The organism is Arthrobacter sp. PL16, from assembly GCF_035985055.1.
Taxonomy (GTDB): Bacteria; Actinomycetota; Actinomycetes; order Actinomycetales; family Micrococcaceae; genus Arthrobacter_D; species Arthrobacter_D cheniae.
The window spans coordinates 152,068-173,506 of the sequence record NZ_JAXCIC010000003.1; the positions used below are offsets into that span (position 1 = coordinate 152,068).

Here is a 21,439-nt window from a genome sequence, read left to right on the forward strand (position 1 = left end):
GACTTTACGGTGTCGTGTCGAAGTATACTGAGATCGCTGGCTCCGACTTCTGCGATTCCCCCATACGCAGAACTCGGAGCCAGCTCCATTTAACCCGTCGGGCATCACACGATGAGTCGGTTTCCTAGCCTTTCACCAGCGGACTTTCTTCTCCTTCTTGCCCTGCTTGCTGCTTTCATTGGCGGCTTTCACATGGCCGGCTCCCGTTGAAGCTGTCGGGTTGGCGGCCTGGCTCTTCTTCGCCAGCGCCAGCTTTGCTCTTGGATCATCCTGCAGTCTCCGCGGCTGGGAGCCCATCGACGCGGAGACCTCACTGGTACTCGGTGCGCTCTCGGTGCCGGTCGGGGATTGTTCGTTCTGGGGCGTGCTGGTCATGGTGTTCCTCTCTGAGGTGTGCGCCCGTGCAATGCGTCGGAACACGACAGCACAACGGCAGGGATACCTGCGGGAGTGCCGGGGAGTCGGACAGGTTCAGCGGGCGCCTGCGGAAGGGGTGTCATCGACACATGGCGCGGATCGCGGGCGAAGCCGGATCGCCTACTGAAACGGAATTGTCCTCATGTTCCCGACCGTACACCCGGCTCCAGCGCTCGGACAAGGGCCTAGCGTTGCCGTCCGCCGGTCAGCGTGAGGTCCACGAAGACCAGCCTGTGGTCACTGGTGGGGAACGGGTAGATCCCGGTCAGTTCCGCACCGGGCATACCTGCGCGTGGCCAGAACACGCCCGACGCCGTGACCCTCAATGTGCGGGACGGCAGCACGTAGTCGGCCCGGATGTTACCGGCGCTCTGATCCTCGAAGTCCGCCGTGTCGAACTGGGCATCACTTCGATGACCGGCGTTGGCACTCCCCTGCAGGGCCGACGCCTCGGTGGCACCGTTGGAGGACGGCAGCGGGTCCTGGACCAGCTTGTTGCCGAGCAGCTGGTCGATCGAGCCGTCGAGCGAGTCCCCATCAAGGGAGTCGCTGTTCTGGTCACCCAGGACGACGAAGCGTTCACCGCGCTTGAGGCCGCCGGCCGCGCCGTCGTCGTCGTAGATGTAGGAGGCATCTCCGCCGCCGGTGACGTAATCGGACCAGAAGCGGATCTCGTCGCTGTTGCGCCTGCCGTTGCGGTCCTCCTGCCCGTCGAAGACGGGGGGAGTCGGATGACTCGCGAGGACGTGGACGGTCCTGCCTGCGATACTCACCGGCACGTCCCAGTGCGATTTGCTGGACAGGGGCAAGTCACCGAGCTCGCCCGCCGAGTACCAGTCCCCCTGCGCCTCCGTTGCCGGATTGTCGGGCAGGAGCGCGCCGGGCATGTCCTTCCAGAGGAAGTTCCGGAAGGTGCGGACGGACTCCGTCTGGATCGGGTACTTCGAGTAGATGACCATGCCGTACTGGCCCTCGAACATCCCGAAGCCGAGGGCATCGTCAGCTCCACCGATCCGCCCGTCATTGTTGAGGTCGTAACCGCTGGGGACGCCGGTGTTGGACGGCGCTGTGTAGACGTAGGGATATTCGAGGGGCGCTTTGCCGTTCTGGCTGACGCCCAGGTAGTTCCTGCTGAAGAGGTCGGCGGCCCTGTTGCCCGGTACGTAGTCGAACTCGTTGAGGAGAACGACGTCGGGGCGATTGATCTGCAGGACTTCCGCGATTGCACTGGCCTGCGCATTGCCGGGAGTGCTGAGGTCCCTGACAAGCTCACCTGTGGCAGACCGGTTGAGACTCGCGTTGTAGGTCGCGAACCGGACGTCCTGCCTGATCGGTTGGCCGTTCTGTGTTACAGAGCGCGAGTCATCCGCCGGGACTGCACCTGCGGCGGGAACACCTGCTACGAGGAGGGAAACAGCCAGCACACCGGCCGAGCACAGCGCCAGGACCCGCATGTACCCCTCCTCAGGTCGTCGGACCGCCGATGCCCGATCGGGCAGGCGGCACCGACGGTGGTTCACCCCGGTACCCCGAGCCTAGCTGGCGAGGACCCGGCGAAACGGGCCGGCTGATAACGATTCAAAGTCGTCATCCGGGAGACGTCCGCGACGTCAATCGTCCGCGCTCCGGTTTGTCGCCCTGCAACCTCCCGTCCTCCTGTGTCAGGCTGGGCCAGGTTTTCGTCGTCGTGCCGTAGGGCACCGGAAGGGAGGCTCCATGCCTCTGTGGCTACAGGCCTTCGCGTGGGGTGCGATCGCGGGAGGTGCCCTGGTCATCGGGGCGGCGATCGCGTGGAAATGGAAGGTGCCGCCGCGCACCGTTTCCTTCGTGATGGCCTTCGGCGCCGGGGTGCTGATCTCCGCGCTCGCCTTCGAGCTGGTCGGCGAGGCGGAGGACGTCGGCGGACTCGTTCCCACGGCGTCCGGCTTTCTCGTCGGAGCCGTCACCTACGTCGGGGCCAATGCCGTGCTGGCACGCAAGGGCGCCCAGCACCGCAAACGATCCGGCAATCAACAGCCGTCGGAGGCGGACAGTGGCGGCAGTGGCAACGCGATCGCGCTCGGGGCGTTGCTCGACGGCATTCCCGAATCAGTCGTCCTCGGCCTCGGACTCGTGGCTGGAGGAGCAGTCAATCCGGCCGTGCTGATAGCGATCTTCATCTCCAACGTCCCGGAGGGACTGTCGAGTACTGCGGGCATGAAGACCGCCGGGCGCGGTTCCCGATACGTGTTCGGCCTGTGGGGCGGCATAGCGCTCATCTCCGGCCTGGCCGCCCTTGCCGGGTACTCGCTCCTGGCCGGGGCGTCGGGCGTGACGGTCGCGTTCATCACGGCAATCGCCGCCGGAGCCATCCTCGCCATGGTGGCCGACACGATGATTCCCGAGGCGTTCGAACGCCAGCACATGTTCACAGGACTCATCGCCGCGCTCGGATTCCTCACCGCCTTCGTGGTCCATGAGGTATCCGGCTAGGCTCACCGACCGCGGATACGAAGAAGGACCGCGGACTACTCCGCGGTCCTTCTTCGAACGGGTGGGCCCTGAGGGGCTCGAACCCTCGACCCACGGATTAAAAGTCCGTTGCTCTAGCCAACTGAGCTAAGGGCCCCACATCACGCTGCACCGGACCGAGGATCCGACGTCGTGCAGCGTCGACCCGCTAACTTTATCGCAATCGCCCTGGCCCCGAGGACTGCGGCGGGCACCCCGTCCCATGGCCGGGAATCAGGCAGGAGTATCCTCGTTCCATGGACGGCGACTACACGAACAACAGCCCACGGCCCCACAAGCCGAAGCCATTCGCTCCCGCAGACTTCGAGGTCTTCGCGGGGGGAGTAGATCCCTCACGGGTCTCCGAGGCCGCCCACATGGCAGCGCACGCCCTCGTGCATCACGGGCGTGATGCCGACGATCCCGATGTGACCCGCCGCCTCGTCGAACTAGCCGACCAGCAGGGCCTCGAAGCCATCGCCGAGATGTGGGCCGAAAGCCCCGCTCGTTCGCTGCCGGGAGCTCTGTGGAGACTGTACGCATTGCGCGCAGCCACCCAGCAGAACCCGGATCGTATCGCCGCCTACTTCGCATCCGGCAAGGAGGACGCGCAGGTGTCGAAGGTTGTCGCCGGTGTCGCCGAACCTCCAGGAGCCGCCGAGATGACAGCGATGGCAGACACGATCCTGTCCGGCGCCTTCGAGGGCGACTTCGACGTCGCCCTCGAACGCTTTGCGGCGTTCTGCCGCGTCGTCGCGCTGGGCCAGGCGCACCACGCCGACGGCGCCGAGCTCGCGAACGGCTCGCATGCCTCCCGACTGACGCGCAATTCGCATCAGCTGATCAAGACCGCGGAGGACCTGGAGCATGCTGCCGCGTCCTGGCGGCGCGGGGAGCTCGACTGAACCGCCCTACCGGGGCTGCTGTTGACAGCGGCTCCCGGTAGGGCAAGACTTAACACGGCGTCGAACCGTGGAACCCCCGGGCTTCAACACTCAGCCGCTCCGAGCGGCCTTCCGCCGAGAGGCGCTCCCGGTTCGACGCCACTACTTTGTTCACCGGGACCCGGTGCGACGGCAGCTGCAACGCTGACACCATCCGATCCTTCGAGGAAGACTCCGTGAAACTACGCCTCTTCCCCCAGGAGAATGCTGGGCTCGAACTGCTCTCGCGGATGGCGCGCCAACTGGTGCTCGGCGTAGGGACGATGTCTGCCATTCTCGGCGCCTCCACAGAAGAATACGACCACCTTTCCGAGGAACTGCACCAGCACGAGTCGGCGTCCACGGATCTGCACTTCGCCCTCCTGACCTCCATGCGGACCTCGTTCATCAATCCGCTGCCACGGGAGGACCTCTACGTCCTCTCCCGCCTTTTGAACGAAGCCATCGAGAAACTCGACGGCGCCGGGGAACTCATCGCGCTCTACAAGCTGAGCAAGCTGAGCCAGCGTGCCGCCGACCAGCTGGAGGTCATCAACCGGCAGGCGGAGCTGACCGCCGTCGCCATGCAGCGGCTGAACTCGATGGAGGATCTCGAGGAGTACTGGATCGAGATCCTGCGCCTGGCGCGGCGTGCCGAACGGACGCACCGCAGCTGGTGCGCGGAGCTCCTCAACGATCACAAGCCCCTCGTATACGCGCGGCACCGTGATGTCGCCAACCAACTGGTGGACGTCACCAAGGACATCCGGCGGGTCGCAACCCAGGTGGGCAGCATCCTCGTCAAGGAATCGTAGGTGGAGCCCCTCCTCCTCGGTGCGGTGATCGTCGCCGCAGGCGGCTTCGCCTTCCTCAACGGCTTCCACGATGTCTCGAACTCCGTCGCGACTGCCGTGCGGACCAGGGCGCTCACCCCGACGGTCGCCGTCCTGCTCGCGGCACTCTTCAACCTCATCGGCGCCCTGCTGAGCACGTCCCTGGCCCTGTTCTTCACTGACGCCGCCCTCGGCCTCCCCGAGGGCGCCACCGGGCTCGGCATCCTGATGGCGGCGCTGCTCGCTGCCTGCATCTGGGGCGTCATCACCTGGTACCGCGGCAAGCCGTCGTCGTCCACCCACGCGCTGCTCGGCGGCGTCATCGGCGCGGGCGGCGCCTCGCAGCTCACCAACGGTCCGGCGATGAGCGGCGCCGGGGAGACGCTTCTGCTCCAGATCATCCTGCCTCTGGTGCTCTCGCCGGTGGTCGCCTATCTCCTGGCCTACGCAGCGGTGTTCCCGGCGACGTGGCTGCTGCGTCACGGCTCACCGGCGAAGGTGAACCGCGGGAACCGCATGGCCCAGTCCGTGCTGGCCGGGGTCTTCGCCCTGGGGCACGGCCTGCAGGACGGCCAGCGGACCATGGCGGTGATCCTGTTGGCCCTGGTCGGCTCGGGTTACGCGACGGGCTCCGACATCCCTCTCTGGGTGCAACTGTTCGCCGCCGTGCTGCTCGCGACGGGGTCCCTCTTCGGCGGCTGGCGCATCACCCACACGCTCGGCAAACGGCTGGTGGATATCGACCCACTGCGTGGCATGACAGCCCAGGGGGTGAGTTCGGCCATGCTGTTCATCGGCGCAATCTCCCTGCACTTCCCGCTCTCGAGCACGCACACCATGACCTCGGCGATCGTCGGCGCCGGTGCGAATCAGCGGTTCGCGTCCGTCCAGCGACCGCGGGTGGCCCGAATCCTCCTGATCTGGCTCGGGACCGCACCTGCCACCGCGATCATGGGCGCCGTGTTCTTCCTGGCATTGAATCCACTCCTGTAACAAGCAGGCCGCCCTGGAGACAGACCCACGGCTGCTGCAGGCCGTAGACCGGGACAGGCCGCGCGAACGACGACGGCGACCCCCTTGGGAGGGAGCCGCCGTCGTTCCCGCCTCCCAGGTCTATCCGAAGCGGCCGGAGACGTAATCCTCGGTAGCCTGCACGGCCGGCTTGTTGAAGATGGTGGTGGTGTCGCCGTACTCGATGAGCTTGCCCGGCTTGCCCGTGCCTGCGATGTTGAAGAAGGCCGTCTTGTCGGAGACCCGCGCCGCCTGCTGCATGTTGTGGGTCACGATCACCACGGTGTACTCGGATTTGAGCTCGTTGATGAGGTCCTCGATGGCCAGGGTGGAGATGGGGTCGAGTGCGGAGCACGGCTCGTCCATCAGGATCACCTGAGGAGACACGGCGATCGCGCGTGCAATGCAGAGGCGCTGCTGCTGGCCGCCGGAGAGTCCCGATCCGGGGCGGCCCAGGCGGTCCTTGACCTCATTCCACAGGTTCGCGCCCTGCAGGGACTTCTCGACGAGGGAGTCGGCGTCGGACTTGCTGATGCGCCTGTTGTTGAGTTTCACGCCGGCCAGCACGTTGTCACGGATCGACATGGTGGGGAACGGGTTGGGCCGCTGGAAGACCATGCCGATCTGGCCGCGCACGGACACGGGATCGACGGCGGAGTCATACAGGTTGTCGCCGTCGAGCAGGACTTCTCCCTCCACCCGTGCACCCGGGATGACCTCGTGCATCCGGTTGAGCGTGCGGAGGAAAGTGGACTTGCCGCAACCCGACGGACCAATGAACGCCGTCACCGAACGGGCCTCGATGTTGATGTTGACGTCCTCCACGGCAAGGAACTTGCTGTAGTAGACGTTCAGGTCCTTGACGTCGATTCGCTTGGACATTGCTTCCTTATCGGTAGATACCGCGGGTGGTCAGCGGCTGGTCTTGGGGGCGAACATGCGGGCGACGAAACGGGCGACCAGGTTCAGCAGCATCACCATGAGGATCAGCAGGAGCGCTGCGGCCCAGGCGCGCTGGGTACTCGGATCCGGGGACGTCGGGGAGGTCGGGGTGAGGATCTGGTAGTAGATGAAGGTCGGCAGCGTGCTCATCCAGCCGCTGAAGACGTTCATGTTGATGGAACTCGCGAATCCCGCCGTCACAAGGATAGGCGCGGTCTCGCCGATGACGCGGGCGATCGAGAGGGTTACGCCAGAGGCGATACCGGAGATCGCCGTCGGGATGACCACCTTGGTGATCGTGCGCCATTTGCGCACTCCCAGTGCATAGGAGGCTTCGCGGAGTTCGTTCGGCACGATCTTCAGCATCTCCTCCGTGGACCGGACCACGACGGGGATCATGAGGACGGAAAGGGCGACGGCGGCCACGAAACCGGTGCGCGTACCCGGACCGAAGAGGAGCGAGAACAGGGCGGCGGCGAACAGGCCGGCGACGATCGACGGGATGCCCGTCATGACGTCGACGAAGAACGTGATGGCCTTGGTGAGGCCCCTGCCGGCCCCGTACTCGACGAGGTAGACGGCGGTCAGCAGACCGATGGGCACGGAGATCAGCGTCGCCCAGAGCGTGATCTGCAACGTGCCCACCACCGCGTGATAGGCGCCGCCCAGCACCGGCGTCCCGTTCTCGAGCGCCTGATTGTCCACAGCGCCGGTCACGCCGTTCATCGAGGTGAAGAGGAAGTTGTAGTTGAGCCCTGGTACGCCCCGCTCCAGGACGGTCCAGAGCACCGAGACGAGCGGCAGCAGGGCGATCAGGAAGGCCCCGTACACGAGGAACGTGACGAGCCTGTCCTTCGCCTTGCGCTCACCCTCGGCGACGGCGGTGACGATCGTGGCCGTGATGACGAAGACGATGGCCGTGATGACGGCCCAGCCGACGACGGAGAAGCCGATCAGGGTGGCGAGGGCTGCCCCAAGGACGACGGAGGCCGCCAGGACCACCCACACGGCATACGAAGGGAGGTGTCCGCGCGTCAGGTGGGACTGGCGACGCTGGAGCGTCTGGTTCGCTGCCATTTAGTTAGCTCCCGAGAATTCTTGGTGCCGCGTGATGATGAAGCGCGCGATCATGTTGACGATCAGCGTGATGACGAAGAGTACGAGGCCCGCCGCGATCAGTTCATTGAGCCGCAGTCCGAAGGCCTCGGGGAAGTTGAGGGCGATCTCGGCCGCGATGGTCTGGTTGCCGGACTTCACGAGGCTCGCGACGAGCGCTCCGGGCGAGAGGACCAGGGCAACCGCCATGGTCTCCCCGAGGGCGCGGCCGAGTCCGAGCATCGTGGCGCTGATGATGCCGGGGCGGGCGAAGGGCAGGACGGCCATGCGGACCATTTCCCAGCGCGTGGCACCCATCGCGAGCGCCGCCTCCTCGTGGAGGTTCGGGGTCTGCAGGAAGATCTCCCTGCTGAGCGAGGTGATGATGGGGATGACCATGACGGCGAGGACGATACCCGCGGTGAGCATGGTCTTTCCGGTCTGGCTGGCCGGCCCGGTGAAGAACGGTATCCACCCCAGGTTCTCGGCGAGCCAGGTGTAGACCTTGGCCAGCTGAGGGGCGAGGACGATGTAGCCCCAGGCGCCGTAGATGACCGACGGGATGGCTGCCAGCAGGTCAATGACGTAGCCGAAGGCGCGGGAGAACCGCCGGGGTGCGTAGTGCGAGATGAACAGCGCCACTGCGATACCGACGGGCGTCGCGATCAGCAGCGCGATCGTGGCCGCGACGACCGTACCGATGACGATCGGCAGGATGTAGGCGGTGAAGCCGTTACCGCCGGTCACTTCGGCCGGATCGGCGACGAAGGTCGGTGCTGCCTGTACGAGCAGGAACACTGCGACGCTGAAGAGCACTGCCAGGATCAGCACGCCGGCGGCGAGGGAGATTCCGGAGAAGATCTTGTCGCCTGCACGGCCTCGATCTGTCGACGCTTTCAGCGAGTTGGTTGACACGTTCTTGCCTTCCAGGCGGTCGATTTCAGGTGCAGTGACCTGCCCGGGTGCCGGGCCGGTCACTGCTGGTTCCAGCCGTGAACGGCGGACGGTCCCGTCCGGTCTCCATTAGACCAGACGGGACCGAAGGGTCCTTCGCTAGGAGGCGACCTTGATGGAGTCGATCGCCAGCAGGGCCTTCTCGCGAAGAGATTCCGACAGAGGGGCGTTGCCGGCGGAGCCTGCGGCCTCGGTCTGGCCGTCCTCGCTGACGACATAGGAGCCGAATGCCTTCACGAGGTCGACGGTCTCCTGGCTGTCATAGGTGGTGCAGTAGACGTGGTAGCTCACGAGCACGACGGGGTAGGTGCCGGACTCGGTGGTGTCACGCTCGAGCTGGAGGGACATGTCGAGCTCGGCGCGGCCCTCGACCGGGGTTGCGACCTCGACGGCCTTCGCGGCCGCATCGGAGCTGATCTCGGCGTACTCCTCGCCGACCTTCACCTTGGCCGTACCGAGGTCCCCCACAGCGGATGCATCGGCGTACGTGATGGCGCCGTCGGTCGAAGTCACGGTCTGGACGACGCCGGAGGTGCCCTTGGCGTTCTCGGACTGCAGTTCGGCGGGCCATGCACCCCCGACCTCGTAGGTCCAGTCCTCAGGAGCCGCAGCGGCGAGGTAGTCGACGAAGTTCTCGGTGGTGCCCGACTCGTCCGAGCGGTGCACGACGGTGATCGGGGTGTCGGGCAGTTCGACGCCCTCGTTCTGGGCCGCGATCGCCGGATTGTTCCAGGTGCTGATCTCCTTCTTGAAGATCTTCGCGATGGTGGGGGCGTCGAGGTTCAGCTCGGTGACGTCACCGAGGTTGAAGGCGATCGCGATGGGGGAGATGTACGCGGGGACGTTCAGCGCACCGTCCGGGCCGCAGACCTCCACGGACTGGGCCATCTCTTCGTCCTTGAGGAAGGCATCCGAGCCGGCGAACTGGGCGCCGCCGCTCACGAAGGCCTTGCGCCCTGCGCCGGACCCATCCGGGGAGTACTGCACCATGGCGCCCTGGTTGGCGGCCTCGAATCCGGCCTTCCAGGCCTCCATCGCAGAGTTTTGCGACGAGGCGCCGATGCCGGTCAGGGTCCCGGACACGGCAGTGCCTGCGGCGGAGGACGCGGGTCCCTCCGCGGCGGGCTCGTTGGTGGCGTTGTCGGAACCACAAGCGGTCAGCGCCAGCGCGGCTACGGAGATAACTGCCGCAGCGCGGCCAAAGCGAAGAGCCTTCACTAGATTTTGCCCCTTCCAGGGATGTATTCATCGGTGCACGAGTGGCACTCGGTAGAGATGTACGCGTTCTTGTACATCCTTCAAGCTAGGGAGCGCAGGTAACGAGACTGACCAAGCGACATGAACGGAAAGTGAACAGCGCGGGGCTATTCCATTAGTCCAGCCCGTTCGCACCGCCGAATGAGACGAACGTCTCGCTCCAACGCACCTCCTAGACTGAGGGCATGCCGCCGCGCCAGGGACTCACCTCAGCCCTCGCCTTCCTGCGCAAGCGCTCGCGGATAGGGGTCAAGCGCAGCTCGAACTCGGTACTCACGGCACTGCAGATGACGGTGTGCGCGGTGGGTGCGTACGCCTTCGCCGAGGAGGTCCTCGGCCACAACGGACCGCTCTTCGCAGCGACGTCGTCCATGATCTCCCTCGGTTTCTCCCGTGACCCGCGCTTGCGACGCGTGCTGGAGGTGGGCATCGGCTGCACCCTCGGCATCTCGGTCGGCGATCTCCTGCTCACCCTCTTCGGCACCGGCCTGTGGCAAGCTGCCGTGGTCCTGTTCATCTCGATCCTGCTGGCACGCTTCCTCGACAGCGGCACCATCTTCACCACACAGCTCGGCCTGCAGTCCCTGCTGGTCGTGCTGCTTCCGGCTCCCGAAGGTGGACCCTTCACACGCAGCGTCGACGCACTCGTCGGTGGCCTGTTCGCGCTCGTCATCACCATGCTGCTGCCCCGGGACCCCCGCCGTGAGCCGAAGACGAACGTGCGGGGACTGCTCGGCGAGTTGTCCGGCGTCCTCAGGGACAGTGCTTCCGCCCTTCGCCAGAGCGACTCGACCCTCGCCTGGCACGCGCTGGTGCGTGCCAGGAACTGCCAGTCGCAGCTCGACAGCCTCACCGGAAGCATGCGGGCGGCGCAGGAGGTCGCAAAGATCTCCCCCGCCTATCGGCGCCACCGGGACGAACTCGGGTCGTTGCGCAGCGCGGTCGAGTCCATCGACCTCGCCATCCGCAACAGCCGCGTCTTCTCGCGCCGCCTGACATCGGCCATCAACCACGCGGCCCTGACGGACGAGGCGATCGAGAGCCTCAGCCAGTCGCTGGAGGACACGGCCGACGCCGTCGACGTCCTCAGCCGCTCCCTGTCCGCGCGGGACTCCGCCGAGCGCCGTCTGAACCAGCGGCAGGCGCGCAATGAACTGGCGGCCGTTGCCACGGACCTGCATCCGCAAACGCTCGGGATCAGCCGCCTCGAGGGCGAGGGCCTCGTGCTGCTCCTGCGCCCGCTCGTCGTCGATTTGCTCGAGGCGACCGGGCTTTCCCACGAGGACGCCGCCGAGTACCTCCCCCGACTCTGAGCACACACATACGGGCGGCGTGGGCGGCTCTGTCGGTGGCCGCCGGTAGCCTGATTCCATGGCCACGAAGACATCGACCGCCGCACGCGCCGGCCGCAGCAACACCCCGAACTTCCGCTGCGCGGAGTGTGGATACACGACGGCGAAGTGGGTGGGCCGCTGCGGCGAATGCCAGGCCTGGGGGACCGTCGAGGAAACGGGCCAGGTGGTCGCCCGTACGACGGCGGCGACGGCGGTCACCACGCCGGCCCGGCGTATCGCCGACGTGGACGCGACGCTGTCCGGCTTCCAGCCGACCAAGATCGATGAACTGGACCGTGTGCTGGGAGGCGGGCTCGTACCGGGTGCCGTGATCCTCCTCGCCGGTGAACCGGGGGTGGGGAAGTCGACCCTGCTGCTCGACGTCGCCGCGAGGGTGGCCCGGCTCGGCAAGAACGTCCTGTATGTCACCGGCGAGGAGTCCGCAGCCCAGGTCAAACTCCGGGCGGACCGCATCGATGCCGTGGCCGACTCCCTGTACCTCAGCGCCGAGACGGACCTCGGCCAGGCGCTCGGCCAGGTCGAGAAGATCGAGCCGGCACTGCTCATCGTCGATTCCGTGCAGACCCTCAGCAGCGCTGCCGTGGACGGCAGCGCCGGTGGCGTCACGCAGGTGCGGGAGGTCGCGGCGTCGATCATCGGGGTGGCGAAGGCCCGCGGCATGACCACGCTCCTCGTCGGTCATGTCACGAAGGACGGTTCCATCGCCGGACCGAGGCTGCTCGAGCACCTCGTCGACGTCGTCTGCCAGTTCGAGGGCGAGCGCCACTCCCGCCTCCGGCTCCTGCGGGCCGTCAAGAACAGGTACGGGCCGACGGACGAGGTGGGCTGCTTCGATCTGACCGACGGTGGCATCGAGGGACTGGCTGATCCCAGCGGCCTTTTCGTGTCACGGACCAAGGACCCGGTGTCCGGCACGTGCATCACCGTGACGCTCGAGGGACGCCGTCCGCTTCTCGCCGAGGTGCAGGCCCTGCTCGCCGAATCCCCGAATGCGCAGCCGCGGCGGGCCACGAGCGGTCTCGACAGCTCACGCGTCGCGATGCTGCTGGCCGTGTTGCAGAGCCGTGCGTCCGTCAGCCTCCACAAGGACGACAGCTACGTGGCGACTGTGGGCGGTGTCCGGCTGACCGAACCGGCGACGGACCTCGCCGTCGCCCTTGCCATCGCATCCGCCAAGACGGACCACCCCCTGCCCGCGCGGCTCATCGCGTTCGGCGAAGTGGGACTGGCGGGCGAGGTCCGTCCCGTTCCCGGCATCGGTCGACGCATCCAGGAAGCGGAGCGTCTCGGCTTCACCCACGCCATCGTCCCCGCGTCTCCCGGCGGGACAGGCCCCGTCCCCAAGGGGTTTTCGGTGCGGGAGGTCTCGACCCTGGCCGAAGCGCTGGCACTGCTGTTCTAGGCGGGCGCCCCGGCAGTGTTACCGATCTGCGACCGGGGCCGATACAGAGGAATTTGCGCGCGCACGTAGTATTATCCTCGGCTGCGCGGGCACATCCGTGGGCTTTGCCCGCCGTCCGAAGCTCGATGGCGGTCGCCCGACCGTGCCGGGCTTCCAACAGTGCGGCGGCGAAAGGATAGGCCCATGGTTCGAAGTCCAGAGGACTCGCTCAAAGCCACCCTCGCCAGAGTAGCCCCGGGAACCCAGTTGCGCGACGGTCTTGAGCGAATCCTGAGGGGACGCACAGGAGCGCTGATCGTTCTCGGCTTCGATCGCACCGTGGACTCGATCTGCTCCGGCGGATTCGACATCGGCATCGAGTTCTCGCCGACCCGGCTCCGCGAACTCGCCAAGATGGACGGTGCCATCGTCTGCGACAAGGACGCGAGCAAGATCCTCCGCGCAGCGGTCCAGCTCGTACCCGATCACACCATCGAGACGCAGGAATCGGGCACACGCCACCGCACCGCCGAGCGGGTCGCCAAGCAGACCGGCCTCCCGGTCATCAGCGTCAGCCAGTCCATGCAGATCATCGCCCTCTATATCGACGGCCTGCGCCACGTGCTCGAGGGTTCGGAGCCGGTGCTGGCCCGCGCGAACCAGGCCCTGGCTACGCTCGAGCGTTATCGGGCACGGCTGGACCAGGTCACGAACGCTCTCTCCGCCCTGGAGATCGAGGCGATGGTCACTGTACGGGACGTCGCCGTCACCCTGCAGCGCCAGGAGATGGTCCGCCGGATCTCCGAGGAGATCTCGCAGTACGTCCTGGAACTGGGCGTCGACGGCCGTCTGCTGTCGCTCCAGGTCGAGGAGCTCACCACAGGCCTCGGACCGGGCAGTGAGATGGTGCTGCGCGACTACATGGATCTCCGCACCAGTTCCGCGCCGGTCGAAGAGCGCGTCGCGACCCTGCAGGGTTTCAGCTCGACGGACCTGATCGACCTCGGCACCATCGCGAGCGTGCTGGGGTTCAACCCGTCCATCGATTCACTGGAGGCGGTCATCCAGCCGAAGGGCTACCGTCTGCTGTCCGGCATCAAGGCCGTCCCTCCGGCTGTCGCGAACCGCCTCGTCGACCACTTCGACGGTCTCCAGAACCTCATGGCCGCGAACATCGACGACCTCATGGCGGTGGACGGAATCGGCGAGCAGCGAGCGCGAACAGTGCGCGAGGGCCTGTCGCGGATCGCCGAGACGAGCCTGCTCGACCGCTTCATGTAGCGGACCATGCCGCACCCGCGCAGGTGCCCTGTAGCGACGGCAATGATCGTGCAGCGCATCACCCGCGTGGTCTATCGGGTTACTGGAGCCGCGTGGTCTGTCGGGTTACTGGAGGGTGAACTCCACCGGAGTGCTGCTTCTGGCTCCGAGCCGCGTGGTGACGGTGTAACTGCCGGAAGCGGGTTCTTCATCGACCGTGGTGCAGCCCGGCACGGTGCGGTTCCGGGACCATTCGAACGTTGCGCGTTCCTCCCCACCCGGCGCGATCGCGCGCTCGAGATCCTGGGAGGCCTGCTGGCAGTCGGTGGAGGAGAACACCCTCTCGTCCCCGGAGGTCACCTCGAACTGCATCTGTGACGTTCCGACGTTGACGTCGCAGGGCGTGGTTCCCTCGTTGCGGACCACGAGGGTCAGGACAGGATTCTCGTCCGTCCCGTAGGACTCCTTGTCGGTTTCGGCCTCGACGACCACCTTCGATGCGTCGCAGCCGTCCGACGACGTGGGCGAGCGTTCCGCAGGAGCAGTCGTGCGCGTCGGCGCCGGCGCCCCCGTGCTGGAGGGAGCCGTGCTGTCCCCGGCGGCAGGGGCCTCGGTTTCGGCGGTTGCGCCAGGGGTCGGGGTGGCACCGGCTGTCGCATCCGCACCCCGTCCGAAGGCCGCTGCAAGAACAACGCCGCCGATGGCGAGCCCTGCGACCACGAGGAGCGTGAGGATCATCACCGCCAGGCGCCGCCTCCGGTAGATGGCCGGGCTCAGCCGCCTGCCTCCGCCCCGCCTGCCCCTGCCGTGGTCGCCGCCGTGGTCGCCCGTTGATTCCATCCAACAAGGCTAGGGAGGGGCCCGAGCTTTCTTCCGGGCACCACGCCGGTGGATAGAGTATTCACGACAAGAAACCAGGAGCACCTATGAACCCCGGTAGCGGAACACCCGCGGCAACCGTGCGCACCACCGGAGTTCCGGAACCGTCCGGACCACTCCTCGATGACCTCCATACCCGGGTGACGGACTGGTTCGAGGATGCTGCCCGTGAGCTGCCCTGGCGGGATCCTACATGCTCGCCCTGGGGCATCCTCGTCAGCGAGATCATGCTGCAGCAGACCCCCGTGGTCCGGGTACTGCCGGTCTGGCTCGAATGGCTCCAGCGCTGGCCCACCCCGGCCCACCTCGCGTCGGAACCGTCCGGAGCGGCCGTACGGCACTGGGGCCGGCTCGGCTATCCCCGCCGGGCACTTCGTCTGCACGCCGCCGCACTGGCGATCGTGGCGGATCACGACGGAGAGATCCCGACCACCCGCGATGAGCTCCTCACCCTGCCCGGCGTCGGTGCCTACACCGCTGCCGCGGTGGCCGCCTTCGCCTTCGGCAGGCGCGAGACCGTCGTCGACACCAACATACGTCGCGTCCATGCCCGGCTCATGGGCGGCAGCGCCCTGCCCGCTCCCGCCCTGACGTCCGCGGAGATGAAGCGGGCGGTGGCGCTCATGCCCGGCGACGCCGACCTGTCCGTGCGATGGAATGCCGCCGTGATGGAACTCGGCGCGGTCATCTGCACAGCCAGGGCCCCGAAGTGCGACGCCTGCCCTGTCATCGACGCCTGTGCCTGGGTGGCTGCCGGACGCCCTGCTCCCGACTACGTCCCCAAGGGCCAGTCGTGGGCGGGCACGGACCGGCAGGTGCGCGGCGCGATCGTCGCCGTCCTGCGGGACGCCGACCATGCCGTGCCGCGCTCACTGCTCATGGAGGCGCCCGTGGACCTCAGCATGCAGGGACCGCCGACCACGCTTTCCCTGCCGTCCGGCGGTGCAGCCCGGCCAGGTGCACTGGGTGTCCTGCACGGGCTGCAGGCTCCGACCGAGCAGCTCGAGCGCGCCCTCACCGGTCTTCTGGCGGACGGCCTCGCCGAGGAGCACGACGACGGCATCCGCCTTCCCACCTGACGGTCCGTCAGGAAGGCTCGCCGAATCCCGACTCGACCGCCTGTCCGACGAAGTCCACAGCGGCCTGGGCATCGGGCCCCGTCGCCTCGACAGTGACCGTCCTACCCTGGCCGAGGCCGAGGGTCATCAGCAGCATCACGGACTTGCCGTCGACCCCGTTCACGGTCACCTCCGCGTCGAGATCGGTCAGGCCCGTGGCCAGTGCCGCAGCGGGCCGGGCGTGGAGCCCCATCTGGTTCGGAAGGACCCACGAGCCGCTGACCACCGGTCCGGCCTCCTGTGCCGGGGCGGCGCCGGCCTGACCCGGAGCGGCTGCGGCATGGGTGACGAACGGTTCCAGCTCCTCGGCGCGGATGGAGACGACGGCACCCTCGGCAGCCCGGAGTACGTCGTCGAGCGTGGCGCCGCCCTGCGCCTGGACGGCGGCGGCCACGGCACCCTCCACAAGGGCCGCTTCCGCGAGCCGGACGGCGGACCGCACCTCCGGCTCGAGGAACTCGAGCACCATCTCCGCGGTCATCACGGCCGAGCCGAGGTCGGTCAGGATCACCACCCCGTCACCGCCCGACGCCTGCTCGATCCCCGCCTGCACGCGCTCGAAGCTCGTGCCGATCCGTAAGGGGCCGTCGCCATCCCCCGCTCCCCCGGCGGCGGCGAGCACCACGTCGGGCGCCATCTGCGCTGCGAGCTCGACGACGCCCTCTGCAATCTTCTGGCTGTGCGAGACGATGACCAGGCCGACGCTCATGCGAACCGTTCCCCTGCGGTCTCGGCGGCAGCCTGGAGAATGAAAGCCGTCGATACGGCTCCCGGATCCTGGTGGCCGGCGCTCCGTTCACCGAGGTAGCTCGCCCTGCCCTTGCGGGCGATCAGCGGCTCGGTCGCGACGGCGCCCGCATGGGCGGCGTTGGCTGCTGCGGTGAGCACCTCGGGGGCTGTCGCCCCGGCCTGCGCGGCGGTCTCGGCGGACTCGGTGGCAGGGGTCCAGGCATCCACCATCGTCTTGTCCCCGATCTCCGCCTTCCCTCGCGCCACGATCCCGTCCCGTGCGGCCCTGATCATCGCGGCAGCAGCATTCGGATCGATCTCGGCCGCGTCCCCCAGCGAGGTCGCCGCGCGCAGGAAGGCCGTTCCGTAGAGCGGACCGGCGGCTCCGCCCACGGTGGACATGAGGGTCATGGCCACCAGCTTGAGGACGGCGGCAGGGGTCTCCGGCGCCTCGCTCGAATCGAGCTTCGCGACGACGGCCGAGAAGCCCCGGTCGAGGTTCTCCCCGTGGTCGGCGTCACCGATGACGCGGTCGAGGTTGATCAGGAGTACCCGGTTCTCGGCGACGACGCGAGCTGTCTCGCGCATCCAGCGGACCGCCCACTCGGTATCGAGGGCGTCGGCCATGCTCATGCCCCCCAACGAAGGGCGGCCGTGTGGACGGGGCTGTCCCACAGCTCGAGCATCTCTTGATCGACCCGCAGGATCGTCAGGGACGCGCCCTGCATCTCGAGAGCCGTGATGTAGTTGCCGACGAGGGAACGCTCGATCGTCACGCCGAGTCCGTCGAGCAGCTGCGAGACCTTGCGGAACATGATGTAGAGCTCACTGGCGGGCGTTCCGCCCATCCCGTTGACCATGACGATCGTCCGGTCTCCCGAGGTGAGCGAGAGATCCGCGATGATGGGGTCGAGCAGCCGCTGGGTGATGCCGTCGGCATCCTCCATGGCTATGCGGTGGCGCCCGGGCTCTCCGTGGATGCCGATGCCGATCTCGATCTCGTCCTCGGCGAGGTCGAAGCTCGGCACCCCGGCATGCGGCACGGTGCAGGCAGCGAGGGCGACCCCCATGGAGCGAACGCTGTCCACCACGCGCTGGGCGACTGCCGTGACGCCGTCGAGGTCATCACCCCGCTCCGCTGCCGCGCCGGCGATCCTCTCGACGAAGACCGTCCCCCCGACCCCTCGCCTGCCGGCGGTGTAGAGCGAATCCTCGACGGCGACGTCGTCGTTGACGAGAACGGAGCGCACGGCGACGCCGTCGGCCTCCGCCATCTCTGCGGCCGTCTCGAAGTTGAGGACGTCGCCCGTGTAGTTCTTCACGATGTGCAGGACGCCCGCACCACCGTTCACGGCGGTGGTGGCGGGGATGATCTGGTCGGGTGTAGGCGAGGTGAAGACAGCTCCCGGTACGGCGGCGTCGAGCATGCCGCGGCCCACGAAACCCGCGTGCAGCGGTTCGTGACCGCTTCCACCGCCGGAGACGAGCCCGACCTTGCCCTGCACCGGCGCGTCCTTGCGGGTGATGAACAGGGGATCCGGGTGGACGGTCACGAGGTCGGCATGCGCGATGCCGAATCCTTCGACAGACTCGTTGACCACGGCCCTGGGGTCATTGATGAGCTTCTTCACAGCGGCTGCTCCTTGGCTGTAGCGGACATTCTGACAGCCAGCAGCCCGCCTCACATGGACCACGCCGGCCATGGGACACGTTACCGCCCGTTCCGGCGCCTGCCTATAGGCCGACGTCCCCGCCGCACCCCGATTAACTGGCTGAGGGAGGAGCCCGGAGCCGGGCGCCCTCCCTCAGGTCTGCAGGCCACCCGATGACGGGTGCAGCCAGGAATCAATCAGTCGCGCTTGAACGCGTCCTTGACGTTCTCGCCCGCATCCTTGAGCTTCGAGCTCGCCTGGTCCTTATGGCCCTCGGCCTCCATGTTCTCGTTCCCGGACGCCTTGCCGAGGCCTTCCTTCACTTTTCCGCCCAGGCCTTCGCCCTTGTTCCCGATCTTGTCATCCAGTCCCATGATTCGGACCTCCTTCAGTCGGTGTACAGCCACCGGTTCCGGTGGCATGTCAGCATTCCCGAAGGAATGCTAAGTAGTCTTACCTTATCCCTGCGGGACCCTCGAGACCAGCCCGGCGGTCTCCCCCGGCTCAGAGCTGCCGGATCATCCGCGTATTGCCGAGGGTGTTCGGCTTGACCCGGGCGAGGTCCAGGAACTCAGCGATGCCTTCGTCGTGGGAACGCAGGAGCTCCGAGTAGATCCGGGGATCGACGGCGGACTGGTCCGCCATGACCTCGAATCCGTGCCGCTGGAAGAAGCCGACTTCGAAGGTGAGGCAGAATACGCGGCTCACCCCGAAGCTCCGGGCCTCCGAGAGCAGTTCCTCGACCAGGGCACGGCCGACGCCGTGCCCGCGAGCAGCCGGCGACGTGGCCAGGGTGCGCACCTCGGCGAGGTCCTCCCACATGATGTGGAGCGCGCCGCAGCCGAGCACCTCCCCGCCGTCGGACTCCGCGATACGGAACTCGGGCAGGCCCTCGTAGTACGCGACCGTCTCCTTCGCCATCAGGATCCGCTCCTCGGCGAGCGGCTCGACGAGGGACTTGATGGCGGGGACGTCCGAGGTGCGGGCGGGGCGGATGGTGAAGGGCATGGTCATTCAGTCCACTCTACAAACCGATCACCCGCCTGTGCCCCTAGAGTCCCAGCTCCGGAGGCAGCTCGCGCTCCTCGCCGAGGACGTTCGCCGCCAGGAAGGCCTCCACCACCCCGTACCAGATGCGCGCATGCTGCGGCTTCAGGATCCAGTGGTTCTCATCCGGGAAGTACAGGAAGCGGTGCGGCGTATGGCCGTCGTCGTCGGCGGGTAGCTGCGACGCGGACAGGAGGTCGTACCAGAGCCGCAGGCCCTCGCCGATGGGGACCCTGTAGTCCTTGTCCCCGTGGATGACCAGCATGGGCGTCCTGATGTTCTCCACGTGTGCGTGCGGTGAGTTCTCACGCATCGCCTCGGGTGTCATCTCCCTGGCCCAGTAGTAGGCAGCGTCGGTGGTACCGCCGAACTGGTCGAGGGCCCACAGGCTGGCGTGGGTCACGATCGCGGCGAACCGGTCCGTGTGACCGGCCACCCAGTTGGCCATGTATCCACCGAAGCTGCCACCCATGGCCGCCACGCGCGTCTGATCGATGTCATCCCGGGCCACGAGATCATCGGTAGCGGCCATCAGGTCGGTGTACGGCGCGCTGCCCCAGGAGCCCCATCCGCGGTCCACCATGCGCTGGCCGTAGCCGGTCGACAGCGCGGGATCGGGCAGCAGGACGGCATAGCCGCGAGCCGCCATGATCCAGGGTGACCAGCGCCAGGTCCAGGCATTCCAGGAACCGATCGGACCGCCATGGATCCAGAGCAGCGCCGGGACGGGAGCGTCCGCTGAAGCGCCCTCAGGCAGCACCAGCCACGACTTCACGGGATGTCCGTCCTCCCCGACGGACTCCACGCGCTCGAGCGATCCCGGCAGTTCGGGGCGCTCGGACGGATTCCGGAGCCGCTCGGTGACGCCGGTGGACAGGTCGATCCGGACGACCTCGGCCGGGAAGAGGTAGGAGCTCCGGAGGGCGAACGCCGTCGTGCCATCCGGCGAGAGCTGGACCTCGGAGTACGCCGCCGCATCCTGCGTCACCCTCCGCACCGCCCCCGTCGCGATGTCGATGACGACGACGGGCGCGCCACCGTCGTCGTCCGCCGTGCCCACGATCGCGGAGCCGTCCGGAAGCCAGGCGGCAGGCGACGGCCACCTGTCCCAGTCGGCGGCCAGGTGGGTCGGCTCGCCGCCGTCGAGGGGAAGCAGCAGCAGACTTGTTTGCGGCGCGAGCTCGGCCGTGGTCCTCCGGTCCCGGGTGACCGCGAGGTAGCGGCCATCGGGGCTGACCGGGCCCGGGGAGTAGTCGTTCTCCCGGTCGTCCAAAAGGACGGTCTGCTCCTTGGTAGCGACGTCGACGCGGACGAGCACCGTGCGCTGGGACCCGCGTTCCTCGGGGACGGTGAGGGAGGTGAAGAGCGCGGATCCGTCCGGGCTGAATACGGCGTGGGCGTCCCGCAGGCCACCGCGGGCGGACGGGATCAGGTCATCGAGGGTAGGTCCGTCGTCCGTTTGGAGGTCCGTCAGTGCGAAGTATCGCGGCTCGTCCGGGCCGAGGTCGGCGTCCCAGTAGCGCACGGGATATCCGGAGTGCAGGATGGCGGCTACACCGGCCTCCTTCCGGGCCTTGTGGCGCTCGGCGTCATCCTCCTCGTTTGCCGAACCGGCGAGGGAGTCGGCAGTGGCCATGACGACGTCCGCCGCCTCGGCCGTCAGAACCCCGGACACTCCGCCCTCCCGCGTCAGGAGCAGCAAGGCTTCCCCGCCCTTCGCGGGAAGGCGCCAGAGTGCCGGGCGTTTCTCCCCGCCGTCGTCGTCCGGATCCGGCCGGGAGGAAGTGAACAGCAGGTCACCGCTTGCGAGGAAAGCGGCACCCGACTCACCGGCGGAACTGCGCGTCAGACGATGGGCGGGCCGGCTGCCGGTCGGGTCGACCTCCCACAGGGCGGTCTGGTACGCGGTCTTCTTCGGGTTCAGGGTTGCCACGGATGTCACGAGACGAGTGCCTTCCCTGTTCAGGACGAGCCCGCTCAGGCGCGGCAGTGCGACGAAGTCATCAAGGGACGAGAAGGGGGTGGTCATGCGTCATCTCTACCACCCTCTGTGGGCGCGGTCACACAGGTTCACTGACGGATGAATTCCGTTGCCA

At 67.4% G+C, this 21,439-nt stretch carries 21 protein-coding genes and 1 tRNA gene; 8 read left to right on the forward strand and 14 right to left on the reverse strand.

Annotated features, from left to right (window positions below; all coding sequences use genetic code 11):
* Window positions 1-132: 132 nt before the first annotated feature.
* Together RCH21_RS07915 and RCH21_RS07920 are read right to left on the reverse strand one after the other, a co-directional pair.
* Window positions 133-375 carry a hypothetical protein gene (locus RCH21_RS07915; RefSeq protein ID WP_326963914.1) on the reverse strand — a complete coding sequence of 81 codons (243 nt, stop codon included), beginning with the start codon at window positions 373-375 and terminating at the stop codon, window positions 133-135.
* Between the two features lie 227 nt (window positions 376-602).
* A complete protein-coding gene (locus RCH21_RS07920; RefSeq protein ID WP_326963915.1) occupies window positions 603-1,871 on the reverse strand; it encodes an endonuclease/exonuclease/phosphatase family protein in 1,269 nt (422 codons plus the stop codon).
* A gap of 262 nt (window positions 1,872-2,133) precedes the next feature.
* Here RCH21_RS07920 and RCH21_RS07925 point away from each other — a divergent pair, with 262 nt between their 5' ends.
* Window positions 2,134-2,889: a ZIP family metal transporter gene (locus RCH21_RS07925; RefSeq protein ID WP_326963916.1), complete on the forward strand. Its 756-nt coding sequence runs from the start codon at window positions 2,134-2,136 to the stop codon at window positions 2,887-2,889.
* A gap of 62 nt (window positions 2,890-2,951) precedes the next feature.
* Here RCH21_RS07925 and RCH21_RS07930 read toward each other — a convergent pair.
* Window positions 2,952-3,025 (reverse strand) — tRNA-Lys (locus RCH21_RS07930).
* 139 nt (window positions 3,026-3,164) lie between these two features.
* Here RCH21_RS07930 and RCH21_RS07935 point away from each other — a divergent pair.
* The 3 genes from RCH21_RS07935 to RCH21_RS07945 all read left to right on the forward strand — a co-directional run bounded on the left by RCH21_RS07935 (window position 3,165) and on the right by RCH21_RS07945 (window position 5,656).
* The gene (locus RCH21_RS07935) at window positions 3,165-3,812 is read left to right on the forward strand and encodes a hypothetical protein (protein ID WP_120148747.1); all 648 of its coding nucleotides are present in this window, start codon (window positions 3,165-3,167) and stop codon (window positions 3,810-3,812) included.
* Between the two features lie 215 nt (window positions 3,813-4,027).
* On the forward strand, window positions 4,028-4,645 hold the full coding sequence (locus tag RCH21_RS07940; protein ID WP_326963917.1) for a DUF47 domain-containing protein: 618 nt from the start codon (window positions 4,028-4,030) through the stop codon (window positions 4,643-4,645).
* The gene (locus RCH21_RS07945) at window positions 4,646-5,656 is read left to right on the forward strand and encodes an inorganic phosphate transporter (protein ID WP_120148749.1); all 1,011 of its coding nucleotides are present in this window, start codon (window positions 4,646-4,648) and stop codon (window positions 5,654-5,656) included.
* Window positions 5,657-5,776: 120 nt separating this feature from the next.
* On the opposite strand, the gene pstB is transcribed toward RCH21_RS07945, so the two are convergent.
* The 4 genes from pstB to RCH21_RS07965 all read right to left on the reverse strand — a co-directional run bounded on the left by pstB (window position 5,777) and on the right by RCH21_RS07965 (window position 9,883).
* The gene (gene pstB / locus RCH21_RS07950) at window positions 5,777-6,556 is read right to left on the reverse strand and encodes a phosphate ABC transporter ATP-binding protein PstB (protein ID WP_120148751.1); all 780 of its coding nucleotides are present in this window, start codon (window positions 6,554-6,556) and stop codon (window positions 5,777-5,779) included.
* Between the two features lie 30 nt (window positions 6,557-6,586).
* On the reverse strand, window positions 6,587-7,693 hold the full coding sequence (gene pstA / locus RCH21_RS07955) for a phosphate ABC transporter permease PstA (protein WP_120148753.1): 1,107 nt from the start codon (window positions 7,691-7,693) through the stop codon (window positions 6,587-6,589).
* Entirely contained in the window at window positions 7,694-8,626 is a 933-nt protein-coding gene (pstC, locus tag RCH21_RS07960) for a phosphate ABC transporter permease subunit PstC (protein ID WP_120148950.1), read from the reverse strand.
* A 138-nt stretch (window positions 8,627-8,764) separates the two neighbouring features.
* Window positions 8,765-9,883: a phosphate ABC transporter substrate-binding protein PstS gene (locus RCH21_RS07965; protein WP_326963918.1), complete on the reverse strand. Its 1,119-nt coding sequence runs from the start codon at window positions 9,881-9,883 to the stop codon at window positions 8,765-8,767.
* 224 nt (window positions 9,884-10,107) lie between these two features.
* Here RCH21_RS07965 and RCH21_RS07970 point away from each other — a divergent pair, with 224 nt between their 5' ends.
* The 3 genes from RCH21_RS07970 (at window position 10,108) to disA (ending at window position 13,939) form a co-directional block, all read left to right on the forward strand.
* Window positions 10,108-11,235 carry an FUSC family protein gene (locus tag RCH21_RS07970; RefSeq protein ID WP_120148756.1) on the forward strand — a complete coding sequence of 376 codons (1,128 nt, stop codon included), beginning with the start codon at window positions 10,108-10,110 and terminating at the stop codon, window positions 11,233-11,235.
* A gap of 58 nt (window positions 11,236-11,293) precedes the next feature.
* Window positions 11,294-12,679 (forward strand): DNA repair protein RadA, encoded by a 1,386-nt coding sequence (radA, locus tag RCH21_RS07975; RefSeq protein ID WP_326963919.1) that lies wholly within the window; start codon window positions 11,294-11,296, stop codon window positions 12,677-12,679.
* Between the two features lie 183 nt (window positions 12,680-12,862).
* On the forward strand, window positions 12,863-13,939 hold the full coding sequence (gene disA, locus RCH21_RS07980) for a DNA integrity scanning diadenylate cyclase DisA (RefSeq protein ID WP_120148761.1): 1,077 nt from the start codon (window positions 12,863-12,865) through the stop codon (window positions 13,937-13,939).
* A gap of 105 nt (window positions 13,940-14,044) precedes the next feature.
* On the opposite strand, the gene RCH21_RS07985 is transcribed toward disA, so the two are convergent.
* On the reverse strand, window positions 14,045-14,758 hold the full coding sequence (locus RCH21_RS07985) for a hypothetical protein (protein WP_326963920.1): 714 nt from the start codon (window positions 14,756-14,758) through the stop codon (window positions 14,045-14,047).
* Between the two features lie 86 nt (window positions 14,759-14,844).
* On the opposite strand from RCH21_RS07985, the gene RCH21_RS07990 reads away from it, so the two are divergent.
* Window positions 14,845-15,876 (forward strand): A/G-specific adenine glycosylase, encoded by a 1,032-nt coding sequence (locus RCH21_RS07990; RefSeq protein ID WP_326963921.1) that lies wholly within the window; start codon window positions 14,845-14,847, stop codon window positions 15,874-15,876.
* 7 nt (window positions 15,877-15,883) lie between these two features.
* Here RCH21_RS07990 and dhaM read toward each other — a convergent pair whose 3' ends face one another.
* From dhaM to RCH21_RS08020, 6 genes are all read right to left on the reverse strand, one after another.
* Window positions 15,884-16,624 carry a dihydroxyacetone kinase phosphoryl donor subunit DhaM gene (dhaM, locus tag RCH21_RS07995; protein ID WP_326963922.1) on the reverse strand — a complete coding sequence of 247 codons (741 nt, stop codon included), beginning with the start codon at window positions 16,622-16,624 and terminating at the stop codon, window positions 15,884-15,886.
* Window positions 16,621-17,271, reverse strand: a complete 651-nt coding sequence (gene dhaL, locus RCH21_RS08000) for a dihydroxyacetone kinase subunit DhaL (protein ID WP_326964149.1) — start codon at window positions 17,269-17,271, stop codon at window positions 16,621-16,623. Before dhaL ends, dhaM begins: the two co-directional genes overlap by 4 nt.
* 2 nt (window positions 17,272-17,273) lie before the next feature.
* Window positions 17,274-18,275: a dihydroxyacetone kinase subunit DhaK gene (gene dhaK / locus RCH21_RS08005; RefSeq protein ID WP_326963923.1), complete on the reverse strand. Its 1,002-nt coding sequence runs from the start codon at window positions 18,273-18,275 to the stop codon at window positions 17,274-17,276.
* A gap of 218 nt (window positions 18,276-18,493) precedes the next feature.
* Window positions 18,494-18,670, reverse strand: coding sequence for a CsbD family protein (locus RCH21_RS08010; protein ID WP_120148773.1), 177 nt, complete (start codon window positions 18,668-18,670; stop codon window positions 18,494-18,496).
* 130 nt (window positions 18,671-18,800) lie between these two features.
* Window positions 18,801-19,310, reverse strand: coding sequence for an amino-acid N-acetyltransferase (locus tag RCH21_RS08015; RefSeq protein ID WP_120148775.1), 510 nt, complete (start codon window positions 19,308-19,310; stop codon window positions 18,801-18,803).
* Between the two features lie 37 nt (window positions 19,311-19,347).
* Window positions 19,348-21,372 carry a S9 family peptidase gene (locus RCH21_RS08020; RefSeq protein ID WP_326963924.1) on the reverse strand — a complete coding sequence of 675 codons (2,025 nt, stop codon included), beginning with the start codon at window positions 21,370-21,372 and terminating at the stop codon, window positions 19,348-19,350.
* Window positions 21,373-21,439: the final 67 nt, after the last annotated feature.

Excerpts from the sequence above, each read along its gene's own strand:
- pstA (WP_120148753.1), bottom strand. The coding sequence starts at position 7,693 with ATGGCAGCGAACCAGACGCTCCAGCGTCGCCAGTCCCACCTGACGCGC.
- RCH21_RS08020 (WP_326963924.1), bottom strand. The coding sequence starts at position 21,372 with ATGACCACCCCCTTCTCGTCCCTTGATGACTTCGTCGCACTGCCGCGC.
- RCH21_RS07970 (WP_120148756.1), top strand. The coding sequence starts at position 10,108 with ATGCCGCCGCGCCAGGGACTCACCTCAGCCCTCGCCTTCCTGCGCAAG.
- RCH21_RS07925 (WP_326963916.1), top strand. The coding sequence starts at position 2,134 with ATGCCTCTGTGGCTACAGGCCTTCGCGTGGGGTGCGATCGCGGGAGGT.
- RCH21_RS08010 (WP_120148773.1), bottom strand. The coding sequence starts at position 18,670 with ATGGGACTGGATGACAAGATCGGGAACAAGGGCGAAGGCCTGGGCGGA.
- RCH21_RS07935 (WP_120148747.1), top strand. The coding sequence starts at position 3,165 with ATGGACGGCGACTACACGAACAACAGCCCACGGCCCCACAAGCCGAAG.
- dhaM (WP_326963922.1), bottom strand. The coding sequence starts at position 16,624 with ATGAGCGTCGGCCTGGTCATCGTCTCGCACAGCCAGAAGATTGCAGAG.
- RCH21_RS07915 (WP_326963914.1), bottom strand. The coding sequence starts at position 375 with ATGACCAGCACGCCCCAGAACGAACAATCCCCGACCGGCACCGAGAGC.
- radA (WP_326963919.1), top strand. The coding sequence starts at position 11,294 with ATGGCCACGAAGACATCGACCGCCGCACGCGCCGGCCGCAGCAACACC.
- RCH21_RS08015 (WP_120148775.1), bottom strand. The coding sequence starts at position 19,310 with ATGACCATGCCCTTCACCATCCGCCCCGCCCGCACCTCGGACGTCCCC.
- RCH21_RS07920 (WP_326963915.1), bottom strand. The coding sequence starts at position 1,871 with ATGCGGGTCCTGGCGCTGTGCTCGGCCGGTGTGCTGGCTGTTTCCCTC.
- dhaL (WP_326964149.1), bottom strand. The coding sequence starts at position 17,271 with ATGGCCGACGCCCTCGATACCGAGTGGGCGGTCCGCTGGATGCGCGAG.
- disA (WP_120148761.1), top strand. The coding sequence starts at position 12,863 with ATGGTTCGAAGTCCAGAGGACTCGCTCAAAGCCACCCTCGCCAGAGTA.
- RCH21_RS07985 (WP_326963920.1), bottom strand. The coding sequence starts at position 14,758 with ATGGAATCAACGGGCGACCACGGCGGCGACCACGGCAGGGGCAGGCGG.
- RCH21_RS07990 (WP_326963921.1), top strand. The coding sequence starts at position 14,845 with ATGAACCCCGGTAGCGGAACACCCGCGGCAACCGTGCGCACCACCGGA.
- pstB (WP_120148751.1), bottom strand. The coding sequence starts at position 6,556 with ATGTCCAAGCGAATCGACGTCAAGGACCTGAACGTCTACTACAGCAAG.